Source organism: Leadbetterella byssophila DSM 17132, from assembly GCF_000166395.1.
Classification (GTDB): Bacteria; Bacteroidota; Bacteroidia; order Cytophagales; family Spirosomataceae; genus Leadbetterella; species Leadbetterella byssophila.
Genome location: NC_014655.1, coordinates 1,999,220 through 2,013,372, shown reverse-complemented (window position 1 = coordinate 2,013,372; position 14,153 = coordinate 1,999,220). Strand labels below are relative to the sequence as shown.

General features: G+C 40.6%; 14 protein-coding genes. 7 read left to right on the top strand and 7 right to left on the bottom strand.

Annotated features, from left to right (window positions below; genetic code table 11):
* Positions 1–2: 2 nt before the first annotated feature.
* The 4 genes from LBYS_RS09505 to LBYS_RS09490 are packed head-to-tail and all read right to left on the bottom strand — an operon-like array spanning position 3 to position 2,103.
* Positions 3–470 carry an acyl-CoA carboxylase biotin carboxyl carrier protein subunit gene (locus LBYS_RS09505; RefSeq protein ID WP_013408663.1) on the bottom strand — a complete coding sequence of 156 codons (468 nt, stop codon included), beginning with the start codon at positions 468–470 and terminating at the stop codon, positions 3–5.
* Positions 471–521: 51 nt separating this feature from the next.
* Positions 522–908: a barstar family protein gene (locus tag LBYS_RS09500; protein ID WP_013408662.1), complete on the bottom strand. Its 387-nt coding sequence runs from the start codon at positions 906–908 to the stop codon at positions 522–524.
* Positions 905–1,252 carry a guanyl-specific ribonuclease gene (locus tag LBYS_RS09495; RefSeq protein WP_013408661.1) on the bottom strand — a complete coding sequence of 116 codons (348 nt, stop codon included), beginning with the start codon at positions 1,250–1,252 and terminating at the stop codon, positions 905–907. The genes LBYS_RS09500 and LBYS_RS09495 overlap by 4 nt, the downstream gene beginning before the upstream one ends.
* A 35-nt stretch (positions 1,253–1,287) precedes the next feature.
* A complete protein-coding gene (locus LBYS_RS09490; protein WP_013408660.1) occupies positions 1,288–2,103 on the bottom strand; it encodes a universal stress protein in 816 nt (271 codons plus the stop codon).
* A 213-nt stretch (positions 2,104–2,316) separates the two neighbouring features.
* Between LBYS_RS09490 and carA the strand changes: the two genes are divergently transcribed.
* Genes carA through LBYS_RS09470 form a run of 4 tightly spaced genes read left to right on the top strand, consistent with a single transcriptional unit; the run spans position 2,317 to position 5,816 of the window.
* On the top strand, positions 2,317–3,417 hold the full coding sequence (carA, locus tag LBYS_RS09485) for a glutamine-hydrolyzing carbamoyl-phosphate synthase small subunit (RefSeq protein WP_013408659.1): 1,101 nt from the start codon (positions 2,317–2,319) through the stop codon (positions 3,415–3,417).
* On the top strand, positions 3,414–4,718 hold the full coding sequence (gene thrC / locus LBYS_RS09480; RefSeq protein ID WP_013408658.1) for a threonine synthase: 1,305 nt from the start codon (positions 3,414–3,416) through the stop codon (positions 4,716–4,718). The genes carA and thrC overlap by 4 nt, the downstream gene beginning before the upstream one ends.
* Positions 4,718–5,461, top strand: coding sequence for a HipA family kinase (locus tag LBYS_RS09475; RefSeq protein ID WP_013408657.1), 744 nt, complete (start codon positions 4,718–4,720; stop codon positions 5,459–5,461). Before thrC ends, LBYS_RS09475 begins: the two co-directional genes overlap by 1 nt.
* A complete protein-coding gene (locus tag LBYS_RS09470) occupies positions 5,445–5,816 on the top strand; it encodes a DUF3037 domain-containing protein (RefSeq protein WP_013408656.1) in 372 nt (123 codons plus the stop codon). Before LBYS_RS09475 ends, LBYS_RS09470 begins: the two co-directional genes overlap by 17 nt.
* Positions 5,817–6,330: 514 nt before the next feature.
* On the opposite strand, the gene LBYS_RS09465 is transcribed toward LBYS_RS09470, so the two are convergent.
* The 3 genes from LBYS_RS09465 to LBYS_RS09455 form a co-directional block, all read right to left on the bottom strand.
* A complete protein-coding gene (locus LBYS_RS09465; RefSeq protein WP_013408655.1) occupies positions 6,331–9,135 on the bottom strand; it encodes an alpha/beta hydrolase family protein in 2,805 nt (934 codons plus the stop codon).
* A gap of 74 nt (positions 9,136–9,209) precedes the next feature.
* Positions 9,210–10,445, bottom strand: a complete 1,236-nt coding sequence (locus tag LBYS_RS09460) for a M56 family metallopeptidase (protein WP_013408654.1) — start codon at positions 10,443–10,445, stop codon at positions 9,210–9,212.
* Positions 10,442–10,792, bottom strand: a complete 351-nt coding sequence (locus LBYS_RS09455) for a BlaI/MecI/CopY family transcriptional regulator (RefSeq protein ID WP_013408653.1) — start codon at positions 10,790–10,792, stop codon at positions 10,442–10,444. Before LBYS_RS09455 ends, LBYS_RS09460 begins: the two co-directional genes overlap by 4 nt.
* Positions 10,793–11,044: 252 nt before the next feature.
* Between LBYS_RS09455 and pheT the strand changes: the two genes are divergently transcribed.
* From pheT to zapA, 3 genes are read left to right on the top strand one after another with little or no spacing between them, the layout of a single operon-like run.
* Positions 11,045–13,447 carry a phenylalanine--tRNA ligase subunit beta gene (gene pheT, locus LBYS_RS09450; protein ID WP_013408652.1) on the top strand — a complete coding sequence of 801 codons (2,403 nt, stop codon included), beginning with the start codon at positions 11,045–11,047 and terminating at the stop codon, positions 13,445–13,447.
* Positions 13,447–13,842: a hypothetical protein gene (locus LBYS_RS09445; RefSeq protein WP_013408651.1), complete on the top strand. Its 396-nt coding sequence runs from the start codon at positions 13,447–13,449 to the stop codon at positions 13,840–13,842. The genes pheT and LBYS_RS09445 overlap by 1 nt, the downstream gene beginning before the upstream one ends.
* A complete protein-coding gene (gene zapA / locus LBYS_RS09440; RefSeq protein WP_013408650.1) occupies positions 13,835–14,116 on the top strand; it encodes a cell division protein ZapA in 282 nt (93 codons plus the stop codon). The genes LBYS_RS09445 and zapA overlap by 8 nt, the downstream gene beginning before the upstream one ends.
* Positions 14,117–14,153: the final 37 nt, after the last annotated feature.

Genomic DNA, 14,153 nt, shown 5'->3' with positions numbered 1-14,153 from the left:
CCTTATTCCAATTCCAGTAAAACCTGACCTTTCTCTACAGCTTCACCTTCTTTCACCCTGATTTTCTTGATTACACAAGCCTGTGAAATCTTTAGGATGTTTTCCATCTTCATGGCTTCCAGAATGAGTGCTGATTCATTCTCACTGACTTCTTGACCTTCCTGTACGGAGATTTTCAGGACCAGACCGGGCATGGGAGCTTTGAGCTGGGTCTGTTTCTGACTTCCGGATTTTCGCATGTCCAGCTTGTCCAGAATTTCGTCCCAACGATTTCGGATTTTTACGGTATACGTGAGTCCGTCTGCTTCGGTTTTATAGGTCCGATCAGACACTTTCTGGGTTTGTCCTCTATACAGGACATTTTCTAGTAGTACAGCCTCCGGATCCTGGCCCCGTATGGCTTCTATTTGTGCAGGAGTGAATTCAAACTCCTGATCATCAACGATGACTTTAAGGTTTCCGTTTTGCATGCTTCCTGACCTTTAGCATGCAATATAAAATTTTCTTGGAATAATACAAAGTTATAATTCTATACTTAGAAGTCTTTCCATGCGCTCACTTGGAGAGAAGCCTATCAGGATTTCTTTGCCCTCTTCTTCTTCCCATTTCCATTCTTCACAAGTGGCTTCGAGCAAATCTAGTAGGGTTTGGATCTTCGTCTCGTTTCTTTCGTTCTTTAAAAAGTTCTCGGAATTCTTGAAGTAGAGGAAGAGTTTTTCATTCTCCATCCAGGATAAATCATTGATCATTTCATCAAATGAATCCAAATTAAATCCAAAGTAGTCAGGGAACTCCAATGTCTTGGCAATCAGCTCGTAAAACTCTCTTAGAGTGGTAGGAGACTCCATTTCTATAAGGTCGAAATCAGTTGGGATTTCAGTAGGATTTATGACGCTTAGATTCTTCATCTAATGGTAGTAAAGGTTTCGTAATGATCTGGGGTGTAGTAAGCACTGTTATCGTTTCCGGTGACTAATCTTTCCGGACCTCGATTTTTACCGGCGACTTTGGGATGTACATCCCATTCCTTGTAATAGATCTTTTTATTGCCGGATTTTTCCGGTAGTCTTTTTTCAAAGTTACCAAATTTTCGACCACCCACATAACCTTCGGGGGCTTCTCCATGATTGTCCACGTGCTCTAGTACTTTCAGGACATAGTCAGGCACGCTTTCCTTTTTGGGGAATCCAAAGTAATACAGTAGGCCTAGTGCTAGGACCAGAAAGATTAAACTCTTTAGTTGCTTGTTCACTCCAGGATCTTAAGTGGGAGTAAAATTAGTAAAAACTAATCTTGATGGCTAAAGATCATGATGGGAATGTTGGCTTTTGGAAGTATACCTTTCGTGGCAGATGGGTCAATAATACTTTCCAGCATGTTTCTTTTTTTGGTGGTAACAAAGAGCATACTGACTTTTTCTTTTTCTATAAATTCGAAGATACCTTTTTTGAATACTTCAGTGGCATACTGCTTGATGATGAAACCACGTTCAGGGAAGGCTTTAAGAATCTCCTGGATATACTGGGTATTAGATTGTATGTCTAGTGGAAATTCCTCTATGATATGCGCAATGATCATGTCCTTCTTTCCGTATTTATTCCATTCTAAAGCCTGAGCTATTTCTTTGGCTTCGTCAAATTCCAGTTTGGAAGCGTAGCAAAGATTTTCGAAGATATCCCCTGTAAAATCTTCCGGGATCACTAGTAGGGGCTGTTTTACATGATGGATTAAATTTTGTGCTGTAGAGCCAATAAGTTTATCCAAAAAGGTTCTTTGTCCCGTTTTCCCTACTACTACTAAACCCTCTTCATTATGCTGTTTCAGGGTTTCAAGAATATCTTCAAAGGAGATGATGTATTCTGATTCTAAACCTTGAAGTTTATCTTCTTTCACTAAGTTCTTCAGTTCTTCTTCAGCATCTGCTTTTAATTCATCTATGGTTGTGCTCAGCAGGGCAGCACTGACCATGGGATCCACTACGGGCAAGGTTACGATATGTACGTAAGTAAGCGCTGACTGGCTCTTTTGGGCTAATATTCTTGCATAATGAGCGGCATTATTGGCGCCTTTTGAGAAATCAGTTGCTACAAAGATCTTTTTCATGGTATAGATTTTTTTTAATGGATCAAATTTAAGTAAGGTATACTGATCAAAAACTGATAAGTGAGCTATTTAATTGTGATTTTTCTCATATAATATAGTGATTTTAATGGTATTCTAACATTTGGGAAAAAGGATTGACACATAATCCTAGGGAATCTCGGGTAAATCCTTGAAAATAATTTAACTTTGCACTCCGAAATAAAAGAATATTAGATGACTTCAATAGCTCAGAGCGCCGTTCTATTGTTGCAAGACGGCACCGTGTTCAGAGGAAAAGCACTTGGAAAGATTGGAACTACCACAGGGGAGATTTGCTTTAATACCGGTATGACCGGGTATCAGGAATTGTACACGGATCCTTCTTACTATGGTCAAATCATAGTGAACACCACTGCACACATTGGTAATTACGGTATCAAATTAGATACAGAAGAGGAATCTGATGGAATCAAAATCAAAGGTATGGTATGTAATGCCTTTGAAGAAGAGTACTATTCAAGAGCTACGGCAGATGGTTCACTTCAAGATTATTTTGAGCGCAATGGCATTGTAGGTATTTCGGACATTGACACTCGACAAATCGTGAGACATATACGTGACAAAGGCGTAATGAACTGCTTGATATCTTCTGAAACGGATGATATTGATGCTTTAAAGGCCGTACTTGCAGAGTGTCCGGATATGGAAGGACTGGAATTAAGTTCAGTAGTAAGTACTTCTGAACCTTATTTCTTAGGAGATCCTGAAGCAAAAACTCGACTAGCAGTGATTGACTATGGATGTAAACGTAATATCCTTAGAAACTTTACTGACAGAGGATGTTATCTGAAGGTTTTCAACGCGAAAACTCCAGCCAGTGAGATCATAGCTTGGAATCCTGATGGTTATTTCATCTCCAATGGCCCGGGCGATCCAGGTTCTATGCAGTACGCAGTAGATACCGTTAAGGAACTTTTGGAAACGAACAAGCCACTGTTCGGTATCTGTCTAGGTCATCAATTATTAGGGCAAACTCAGGGCATCAGCACTTATAAGATGCACAATGGCCACAGAGGTTTGAACCATCCTGTAAAGAATTTAATCACTGGAAAATGTGAAATTACATCTCAAAACCACGGATTTGCCTTGAAACCTGAAGAGGCTAATGCAAATCCTGAGGTGGAGGTAACTCACATTAACCTGAATGATAATACCATTGAGGGCATTCGTTTGAAGAATAAGCCCGCATTTTCTGTGCAGTATCACCCGGAAGCAGCTCCGGGGCCAAATGACGCTAATTATCTGTTTGATCAGTTCTTAGCTATGATGGCATGAGACTTCAAAGTACCCGTCATCAAAGTCCTGAAGTAGGATTTAAAGAGGCCATTTTCCGGGGTTTACCGCCGGACAATGGCCTTTATTTGCCTGTAGAGATTCCTACCTTGTCTTCTTCCTTTTGGCAGTACTGTGACCAATTGAACTTTCAGGAAATCGCCACGGCTATGGCCTGTGGAATCCTGCAAGGGAGTATTCCCGAGAAGGAATTAAGGGCTTTAATCTTTAAAGCCATGGACTTTAGTGCTCCTGCTGTGAAGCTCCATAAAGACTTGTACTGCCTTGAATTGTTTCATGGTCCTTCTATGGCCTTCAAGGACTTCGGTGCGCGTTTTATGGCCACTACCATGTCCTACTTCTTAGAACAGAGTGGTGAGAAACTGAATATTTTAGTTGCCACCTCAGGTGATACCGGTGGGGCAGTGGCACAAGGTTTCTTCGGGGTGCCAGGTATTTCCGTTACTATTTTATATCCAAAGGGAAAGGTTTCTCAAGTGCAGGAGCTGCAGCTCACAACCCTGGGAGGTAACGTCAAGGCCATTGAAGTAAACGGCACTTTTGATGATTGTCAGGCTTTGGTAAAACAAGCCTTCCTGGACGAGGAGTTAAGATCTAAGTACAGATTGGCTTCGGCTAATTCCATCAATATTGCCCGCCTTATTCCGCAATCTTTCTATTATGCTTATGCCTATGCGCAATTGAAGCATCTGTGGAAAGATTTAGTGATCTCTGTGCCTTCGGGCAACTTTGGGAACCTGACGGCAGGTGTTATGGCTATGAAAATGGGTATGCCGGTTTCTTATTTTGTAGCTGCCACAAATGTGAATAAAGTGGTGCCTAATTATCTAGAATCTGGTGAATTTCAACCCATATCCCCTTCTATACCTACCTTATCTAATGCTATGGATGTGGGGAATCCAAGTAATTTTCCGCGACTTTTAGCGCTCTTTAACGGAGACGTAGAAAAAATGCGAGCTAAGATCAAAGGATTTTCCTTTACGGACGAAGAGACGAAGCTAGGAGTTAAGGAATTGTATGAATCCTATCATTATTTGGCATGTCCGCATACTTCTGTAGCCTATTTGGGCTTGAAAAAAGCCATGGAAATGGATGGAGGTGAACATGCAGGTGTATTTCTTTCTACTGCTCACTTCGGTAAATTCCTGCCTGAAATGGAGAGTATCCTCGGATTTAGTCCTGAGCTTCCTGAGGCATTGCAAATTTCAGGAAAGAAAGAAGCTACAGAGATGGATAATACTTACGCCAAGTTTAGAGCTTATCTCACCCAGCATTTAATCTGATGAAATTTAGGGAAGTACATATAACCCGTTACATCACTCCACTGAGGGAGGGAGGGTCTCTACCTGCCATAGTAGAGGCAGATGATGAGTTCTTGTATGTACTGAAATTCAGAGGGGCAGGACAGGGAACGAAGGCCTTGATTGCAGACACGGTGGGTGGAGAAATAGCCAGAAAACTAGGTTTAAAAGTTCCTGAAATGGTATTGGCTGAGCTAGACGATAGCTTTGGAAGAACGGAGCCGGATGAAGAGATTCAAGACTTGCTCAAGTTCAGTACGGGTACAAATCTAGGTGTTCATTACCTATCCGGGGCTATTACCTTTGATCCGGTTTTGCATCCTATCTCGGAAGAGATGGCCTCTCTAATAGTTTGGCTGGATGCCTTTCTAATGAATGTGGATAGGACGGCAAAGAATACTAATATGCTGATGTGGCACAAGGAGCTTTGGTTGATAGACCATGGAGCTTCTTTGTATTTTCATCACAATTGGGAGACTTGGGAGAAGCAGGCTTTAAGTCCTTTCAAAGCCATTAAAGATCATGTATTGAAAGGGAAAGCTAGCAAGGTACAAGAGATGGACACCTTTGCCAAAAGCATATTAAATAGAGCCTTCTTTGAAAAGGTGGTGAATGCGCTCCCCGTTTCCTGGCTAGTAGAAGAGGGGGATAGGCAAGTATATATTGATTTCCTAAGTAAACGTTTAGAAAATTCTCAGGTTTTTGTAGATGAAGCACTTGTATGAATATGCGGTGATCAGGGTAGTTCCTAGAGTAGAGCGTGAAGAATTCTTCAACGTGGGGATTATTCTATACTGTAAGGCTTTGCGTTTTCTACAAGTCAAATGGGAAGTTGATCCCAATAAGTTTAAGGGATTCTGCAAAGGGATGGATTGGCAAGATTTGCAAGACTATCTCCAGACCTTTGAGCGTATAGCTGAAGGTGAAGGTCCTATTGGGCAATTTCCTTTAGCTGAACGTTTCAGATGGTTAACCGCTACTAGAAGCACAGTGGTTCAAACCTCCAAGATCCATCCGGGCTTGACCTGTGATCCTGCCGCTAAGATTCAGCACTTAATGCAAGAGCTGGTACTGCCTTAAAAATTTTAGTCTATTTATTTGGTAGAGTTAATAGTTTTTACTACATTTGTAGTATAATCACCCTTTTTCTATGGCTTACTTTACCGTACTTTTAGGCTTAGGTTTAGTGCTGTACATCGTGTATAGAACCTATACATTGATTTCCAAAGGGAAAATATAGATTTCGTTTGTTTCATTTATAAATGGAGAGGCTGCTTTTTTGAGGCAGCCTCTTTTTGTACATAAGGAAGGTCTTTATGATGTTCCTCTTTTTACATTAGAATTCCTTAATGAAGCTGCCTTACTTTTGATAATTCGTACGCATTAAAATACGAGAAGAGATGTAGGACTTTAGTCTGGTGCTAGACCAAGCGAAAGAAGGGTTTAGATCTAAAGCAGGAGAGTTATTTACAGAAAGTAGGAATCATTCCTTCAATAGTGAGGTGATCTAGTCTGATGCTAGAAATACTTAAGGGATGAATAGCAGAGTATTATAGTGTAAAAAAGGGGCTATCATTTGATAGCCCCTTAATTCTTATTCGTCACCGAATCCCCAATCTATTCCTTTTAGGGTAGCCGGAACACCTTTCTCAATCCAAGGTGCTGCAGGTTTTCCTTTTAGGAAGTGATCAAAGAATTGCAATTGACGTCTTTGTATATCTTTTCTGTTTTGACGCTGAACCAGGTTGTGGTCATCGCCATTGTAGTTTAGCATCCAAACCGGTTTTTGCAAACGGCGAAGAGCCGTAAACATCTCAATACCTTGGTACCAAGGCACTGCGCCGTCTTGGTCGTTATGCATGATGACCACAGGAGTTTTAACATTAGGCATTCTGAATAGAGGAGAGTTCTCTATATACAGTTCAGGTTTTTCCCAAAGTGTAGCACCTATTCTACTTTGTGTTCTTTCATATTGGAACTGACGGTTCATACCGGTACCCCAACGGATTCCCCCGTAAGCAGAAGTCATGTTAACCACCGGTGCGCCGGCCCATGCCGCATCATACATATCAGTAACTGTAATCAAGTGCGCCACCTGGTAACCGCCCCAGCTTTGTCCCTGTATAGCAAGTTTTCCGGCCCATTTGTTTTGTTTTAGAGAGGCCATGCCGGAGTTGATGTACTCTTCAGCAGATTTACCTGGATAACCTATGGTATAGCTGATATCCGGAGTAAATACTACATAGCCATTACTTACAAAGAAGGAAATGTTCAAACGTGAAGGAGTAGGAGCCGGAGCATTGTACTTGTAAAGTCCATCAGATACTTTTTCATAGAAGTAAGCGATGATAGGGTAGGTTTTGTTTGGATCAAAATCTGCCGGTTTATACAATACACCTGTAGCCGCTTTACCGGTAGGAGTGGTCCAGTGGTAAAGTTCTGCCGTTCCCCAGTTGTAATCCTTTTGTTGAAGGTTGATATCAGATAGCTGAACTTCATTTACTAAATCCTTAGAAAGGTACACGTTTGGAGACTCTTCATAACGCTCTTTCACATATACATAAACCTTAGCATCTTTAGCTTCTTTGATGTTGCTGAAGGAGTTTTTCGCCCATCTTAATGCTTTAAAAGGCTCTTTTGGAGCTTTTTTGCCGGTTTGTAATGTTAAGCTATAGAATCCTGCTTCTTTGGTTTCGTTGTTGAAAGCTGTCAAGACCATAGGTGATTTTTCATCAATCACGGTAGGAGCGAAGCGAGATTTTCTTTCTTTCCAATCTTCGTAACGGAAAGTGATCTTTTGTTCACGGCCGTTAGTGATCTTTGTAGCTTGCGTTCCATCAGCTTTGATTGACCAGATATCGTATCTATCATTGATCCATACTTTTTCATCGCCTGTTGTCCATCCCGCGATTCCGTACGAGTTAGGATCATCCGGAGAATCATTGTCTTCATCTGCTACAGATACACCTAATTGTTCAGTTAGGTTAACTGTTTTTCCTGATGCGATATTATAGTTGAAGTAATGACCTTTACTTCTGTCATACCAGATAACGTTCTTTCCTTCTGGAGAGAGGGATACCATTCCTCTAACCTTTTCTGCGATTAATTTTCTAGATCCGTCAACTGTAGATACCAGATAAACATCTACCACACTACCGGTTTGCCATTGCGTTTCAATTCTTCTACCGAAATCAGTAGTAGCTACTACGAATTCGTTGTTGGCATCTTCCGTGTTTCTGATATCGCTTAATTTCTCATCTCCTAGAGCTATTACTTTATCAGGAGACTTCATATTCACTACGGATAGATAAGATTTTGATAGGTCTCTTCTAAGGTTAACCAATTGCTGTGTTTGCAGATAATCGTCTTTCCAATGCCAGATATCCACCTTTGCGTGTTCGAACTCTACTAAAGTAGTGTCTTTCACTCTTGGAACTGGAGCCAGACCTAAGAAAAGCTTTTCGCCATTCTTGCTGAACTTCAAATTGCCGTCTCCGCTCACATACCAGTTGGTAGGTACTCCTGGAGTCTTGGCAGAAACAAATACTTTAGAAGTATCCTTACCTGTATGTAGGTAAACTTTGAAATCTTTGATTTGAGCCTTTTCTGGCGACAAGTCTCCTAGATAGGCTAGGTTATTACTACTTTCATCAAAGGTAAAACCTTTGAATGTGCCTTTGCCTGAAGTGATTTGAGTAAGTGTTTTAGTAGCAAAGTCGTAACGGAAAACCCCACCGGTTTTGCCTACACTATCTTTCTCTTGAGGTTTTCTGACGAATACTAAGGATCTTCCTTTTTTGTCCAGATCGTAAGATTCTACTTGTTGGAACACGGTGTCCTTACCTACTCCCAAATGATATACTACAAGGTTAGTAGATGGCTTCTTTGGTCTTGGAGCCGGACCTTTTGCTTTGGCAGTATCAGCAGCTGGCTTTTTCTCCGGAAGTTCATCGTATAAGTAGACCAAGTATTTTCCATCCTCTTCAGCTAATTGATAAGATTTCACCTGAGGGATCTTTGTCAGGTTTTTGGTACTGATAGAATAGATGGCAAGTGAATCCTTAGGCATATCTTCCCTTTTCTTTTTGTCTATACGTGCTTTTCTAGTTTCAGCGTATAGGGGAGATATTAAGCTAACTAAATGGGCGTCGTCTGAGCTGAATTTTGGATTGCTGGCTCTAGGAAGGGTGAACAGGGTTTCGTTCTTGTCGGTTTTAAGGTACAAAATTCCGTCACCTTCTTGGGGAGTGACTTGGAAGAAAATTTTGTCTCCTTTTTTAGATACTCCTGTATTCCCAATGGACTGCCATCCATCATATACGGAGTGATCTAGAGGCTTCTTTTGGGCATAGGAAACTATACTACCAAAAAGAAGTAAAGCATAAATACTTCTCTTCATATACTACGTTTTTTTAAAGGTTCGAAGTTATGAAAAAAAATACTTATGCTTTGAATGTCTCGACCAACGCGCTGTTATTGTCGAGTACCTTTTTTTAGAGTGATCAGAATCACACCGTTTTCTGCCTTTTCTCCGTATTCTTCTGTCCGGTCTTTGGACTTTAGAACGGTGATACTATGGATGTCACCGGGATCCACAGAATTTAAGTTCTCAATCTCTTTACCTTCCACTATAATGAGAGGAGAATTCTCCTTGCTCAAGTTTCCTCTTAAACCCGACTTAGGTTCCTCTACTTTTCGAGCGTTTTCAGGAGTAAATTGCCCGCCTTGGATGATCACCTTTGCCATCCCATCTTTCTTCTTCGGTAGAACTACTTCTTTACTTTTAACTTCTATCCCTTCTACTACTACTACAGTGTCTGGCAAACTCCTTTTTTTAATGTCCAGTGTATTTTCTTTCATTTTTGCCAAAAAGGGCATATTGTCTTCTTCTTTTTGGCAGGAGATATGGGTAATGCTAAGTAAAAGGGCGGGTACTATAAGAAGATAGGCGCTGAGGGTTAATCTATGTGATGGTAATTTGTTCATCATCTTGATTCTTCGTTTCAGTGCTTTAAATGCAAAGGCATTTCCGGCCGTTTCTAAAGAACTGTGTTGCAGAGAAACGCCTACTAAAGAATGTTGGTAGGTGATTTTGTCCCAACCAGCCTTCAACACTTTTTGATCTACAAGAAACTCCAGGTTCTCTTTTACTTTTAGATTAAGGTAATTGACGAGAGGGTTATACCAACAAATGATCCGGCATACTTCAGCTAATAGTACATCCAGGGAATGCAGTTCCTGAGTATGTACGCTTTCATGTTTCAAAATAGTACTCAATTCCTTTTGGCTATGGCTTGGAGTATGTATATATATCCAGTTCCAAAAGGAGAAAGGATGGATTTTATTACTACTATCTCTAAAGGTATAAGTATCAAAATGTGATGTGATAGAGCGCTTATGAATAGTATAAACGCTCTTATAACTAAATACTAACCGCAAGAATAATATACAAATAATTATCAATACGCTATAGAATAGGTAAGTCTCCCACGGTATGCCGCTGCTGATTTCCGGAATTGAAATGTTTACTGCTTCAGACCTCTGAGCTACGATTTTTTTTGATTTTAAAAAGGGCCAAAGGAGAGATAAGATCATCCCACCCAAGAAGTAGAATCTGGTCCAATAGAAGAAGGTCAAATTCCTCAAAAAAAGGAAATATCCTACATACAGTAAGCTTAGGAAAAGGTTGATTTCTAAAAGGATGCTCATTTTTCTATCATTTTTAAGATTTCCTCTAATTCTTCGGGTTTTAGTTTTTGCTCTTCAGCAAAGAAGCTCACTACATCTTTGTAGGAATTTCCAAAGTACTCTCCAATAAAATGTGTTAGGAACTTTTTCTTGTATTCCTGTTGGGATATCAAAGGGATATATTTATGCGCATTGGCATATCTTTCATGGGTCACATATCCTTTTTTTTCTAAGTTTTTGACGGTAGATGCAAGGGTGGTATAAGGTACCTCTTCTTTTAATTCCTCCAGTATATCCTTTACAAAGCCCCCATTTAATTTCCAAATGGCCCTCATGGCTTCTTCTTCTTGAATCGTTAATTTTTCCATATTAAAACTTACATTTAATCTTTCCCTCATTCCACCGGTTTACTCCAAAATTCAATTCGCGTTAAGGCTATTTGTTATGAGTAAAGTCATTTTCTGATTGGGGAATTTTACTAAACTTTCGTAAATCTACGAAAATATCGTAGCTGTCCAAATCTTCCATCAATTTTTTTGGGTTTTCCCTAAAATCTAGGGGTATAGTCGCACTTTTATTTCCTTTATGGACGTATCTTTGTGAAATTTTTACAGTTGAGCATGAAGATTTCGTACAAGAGCCTGAAGAAGTTTATATCGTTTGAGCATTCTCCTGAGGAGTTGGGAAGATTATTGACTTCTACCGGGCTGGAAGTGGAAGGAATAGAAGAGATAAAAGGCACACTGGATGGGCTGGTGATAGGCAAGGTTTTGTCGTGTGAAAAGCATCCAGATGCTGATAAATTAAAGTTGACGCGCGTAGATGTAGGTGGAGAAGAGATTCTGGACATCGTTTGTGGTGCGCCTAATGTAGCTGAAGGTCAAAAGGTGATTGTAGCGCCGGTAGGAGTAACCTTGTATCCTACAGAAGGAGAGCCGTTTACTATAAAGAAATCGAAGATCAGAGGCGCTTCATCAAACGGGATGCTATGTGCAGAAGATGAGATTGGATTAGGTAAGTCTCATGATGGTCTATTGATTTTAGATACAGATTTAGCTCCTGGTACTCCTGTAGCCCAATATTTCAAGAAGGAGGGTGATCATGTCATTGAAATAGGTTTGACACCTAACCGTGCGGATGCGGCTTCTCATTTTGGGGTAGCCAGAGATATAAAAGCGGTGACCGGATTAGACCTACAATTGCCGGATGTAAGTGGATTTTCATTAGGGTCAGCAGAGCCGAAGATAGACTTGGAAGTGATAGCTACTGAAGCTTGTCCGCGTTTCTGTGGATTAGAGATTCAGGGTGTAAGCGTGAAGGAAAGTCCGGAATGGCTTCAGGAATTCTTGAGAGCCGTAGGTTTGAACCCGATCAATAATATCGTAGATATCTCTAATTACATCTGTCATTTCTTAGGACAACCTATGCACATCTTTGATGCAGATGAGATCAGAGGAGGGAAGGTAGTGGTTAGAAAGCCGGAAGCAGGTACTGAAATCATCACCCTTGATGGAGTATCCCGTAAGTTCCGTGGACAAGACCTCGCTATCTGTGATGCGGAAGGTCCCATGGCCATAGCCGGTGTATTTGGTGGACAGAAATCAGGAGTGAAGGCTGAAACTAAGCACATTTTCTTAGAGGTGGCTTATTTTGATCCTGCCCATATACGTAGTACGGCATCCTATTTTGGTTTAAAAACAGATGCATCTTTCCGTTATGAGAGAGGGACTGATCCGAATATGCCTCCGTATGCCATCAAATTAGCAGCACTGTTAGTTCAAGAGTTGGCCGGCGGACAGATAGTGTCCAAATCCTTCGATAATTATCCTACACCCATCTCAAATTTCGAATTTGATGTTAAGGTAAGGAACATTGATCGTTTGATAGGGAAGGCCTTAGGCATAGGCAAGATCAAAGAGATACTGGAAAGGTTGGATATTGGCGTGCAAGACAAGGGCGAAGGTGTGCTAGCTGTTTCTGTACCTCCATACCGTGTAGATGTGAACAGAGAGGCGGATATCGTAGAGGAAGTATTAAGAATCTACGGTTTTGATAATGTGGAACTTTCAGATCATCTAAGTGCCAGCTATCTATCAGATTTTCCTGTTAAAGAAGAAGAGGGCTTGAGAATCAGTTTGACGGCCACTTTAGCAGCGATGGGTTTCAATGAGATCCAATGCTTGTCTATTGTAAATCCGAAGGAAAATGCCTGGACAGGAGATCCTGAAAGCAGTGTTAAGCTTTTAAACCCTTTGAGTGAGGAATTGTCGGAAATGCGTCAATCCTTATTGTTCTCTGCTTTGAACACTGCTGTGTATAATATCAATCGTAGAAATAGGGATCTCAAGGTCTTTGAATTTGGAAGAGTATACAAACGTAATACCCAAGGAAAGGTCAAAGAGAAGAAGATGTTAAGTCTTTTACTAACAGGTAAGACTTCAGCGGAATCTTGGGCTTTGAAGGGGGATAATACAGCTTACAGACATTTACACCAGGCGGTTCAGCAAGTATTAAAGTGGATGAAAGTTCGTCAGTTTGAGGGCCAGGAAACTGCTTCACCAACTTTTGCCTACGGTCTGGATTATACGGTGAATGGTAAGGTTTTAGTTAGCTTTGGAAAGGTAAAAGCTGACCTGCTGAAAAAGGCTGATTTGAAACAAGAGGCTTATTATGCAGAATTTGATTGGGAGTATTTGATGCAGCAGTATTCCACTGATTTTGTCTTTAAGGAGATCTCTAAGTTCCCTGAAGTGAGAAGAGACTTGTCATTGGTATTGGATGAAGAAGTTAGCTTCAATAAGATACAGAAGATTGCTTATCAAACGGAGAAAAAACTCCTGAAACAGGTGAATGTGTTTGATGTTTACAAGGGGGATAAGTTGGCTGAAAACCAAAAATCCTACTCGGTAAGCTTCATATTGCAAGATCAGGAGAAGACCTTGACGGATCAGCAGATTGATAAGACTATGCAGCGTTTGATGGGTGCTTTTGAAAGAGAAGTAGGAGCAATCATTAGAAAATAATGCAAGAAGAAGAGTTTTTAAGAGAGAACGGTTATCTACTTTCTAAGTTTGAGGAAGTACAGGGGCAGTTCTTGCTCTTAAAAAGTCAGTTGAGAAGTCAGAAGGCCATTATTGAGGGATTGAACTATGATTTAGCTCAATCCCAAGCTGAGATAGAGCGTCTGAAACTCAGTAATAAGCGCCTAAGAGAACAATTATCTGCGCAGGAAGCACGCTTTAACGAGCAAAGTATTTTAGTTTCCGAAAACTTTAAAATACGAAATAATTTTAGTAAAATTGTAACCGATATTGAAGAAAAAGGGTCAGCGGAAAATGTCAACCTTAAGGAGTTTTTGAGTACGCTGATTGAAGAAATAGATATTTGTATTAATCAATTGTCCATGGATCGTGAATAAAGAAAAGGTAGTTTTCAATCTAAGTGGTGAAAAGATTCCTTTTCTCGTACCTAAAGACGAGGAAGCGCTTTACGTACATGCACGTGATATATTGAATGACCGTTTGGCTGTTTTAAAGAATAAGTATGCTGCAACGGCAAACCTAAATCAGCTTTTGACTGCGCTGGCTGTGGAGGCACTTGTAGATGCGCTTAAGGTCAATGACCGCTATGGAAAACTAAAAAATGAAGTAGATCAGCGTTTAGATCTGATCCGAGACAGCTGGGCCGATTGATTTTCTCTCATCTAACGTCTTCTTTTTTTGATATCAG

Coding starts and splice junctions, on each gene's coding strand:
- LBYS_RS09465 (WP_013408655.1), bottom strand. CDS start 9,135: ATGAAGAGAAGTATTTATGCTTTACTTCTTTTTGGTAGTATAGTTTCC.
- LBYS_RS09460 (WP_013408654.1), bottom strand. CDS start 10,445: ATGAGCATCCTTTTAGAAATCAACCTTTTCCTAAGCTTACTGTATGTA.
- pheT (WP_013408652.1), top strand. CDS start 11,045: ATGAAGATTTCGTACAAGAGCCTGAAGAAGTTTATATCGTTTGAGCAT.
- LBYS_RS09470 (WP_013408656.1), top strand. CDS start 5,445: ATGAAGCACTTGTATGAATATGCGGTGATCAGGGTAGTTCCTAGAGTA.
- thrC (WP_013408658.1), top strand. CDS start 3,414: ATGAGACTTCAAAGTACCCGTCATCAAAGTCCTGAAGTAGGATTTAAA.
- LBYS_RS09475 (WP_013408657.1), top strand. CDS start 4,718: ATGAAATTTAGGGAAGTACATATAACCCGTTACATCACTCCACTGAGG.
- LBYS_RS09500 (WP_013408662.1), bottom strand. CDS start 908: ATGAAGAATCTAAGCGTCATAAATCCTACTGAAATCCCAACTGATTTC.
- LBYS_RS09490 (WP_013408660.1), bottom strand. CDS start 2,103: ATGAAAAAGATCTTTGTAGCAACTGATTTCTCAAAAGGCGCCAATAAT.
- LBYS_RS09455 (WP_013408653.1), bottom strand. CDS start 10,792: ATGGAAAAATTAACGATTCAAGAAGAAGAAGCCATGAGGGCCATTTGG.
- LBYS_RS09445 (WP_013408651.1), top strand. CDS start 13,447: ATGCAAGAAGAAGAGTTTTTAAGAGAGAACGGTTATCTACTTTCTAAG.
- LBYS_RS09505 (WP_013408663.1), bottom strand. CDS start 470: ATGCAAAACGGAAACCTTAAAGTCATCGTTGATGATCAGGAGTTTGAA.
- carA (WP_013408659.1), top strand. CDS start 2,317: ATGACTTCAATAGCTCAGAGCGCCGTTCTATTGTTGCAAGACGGCACC.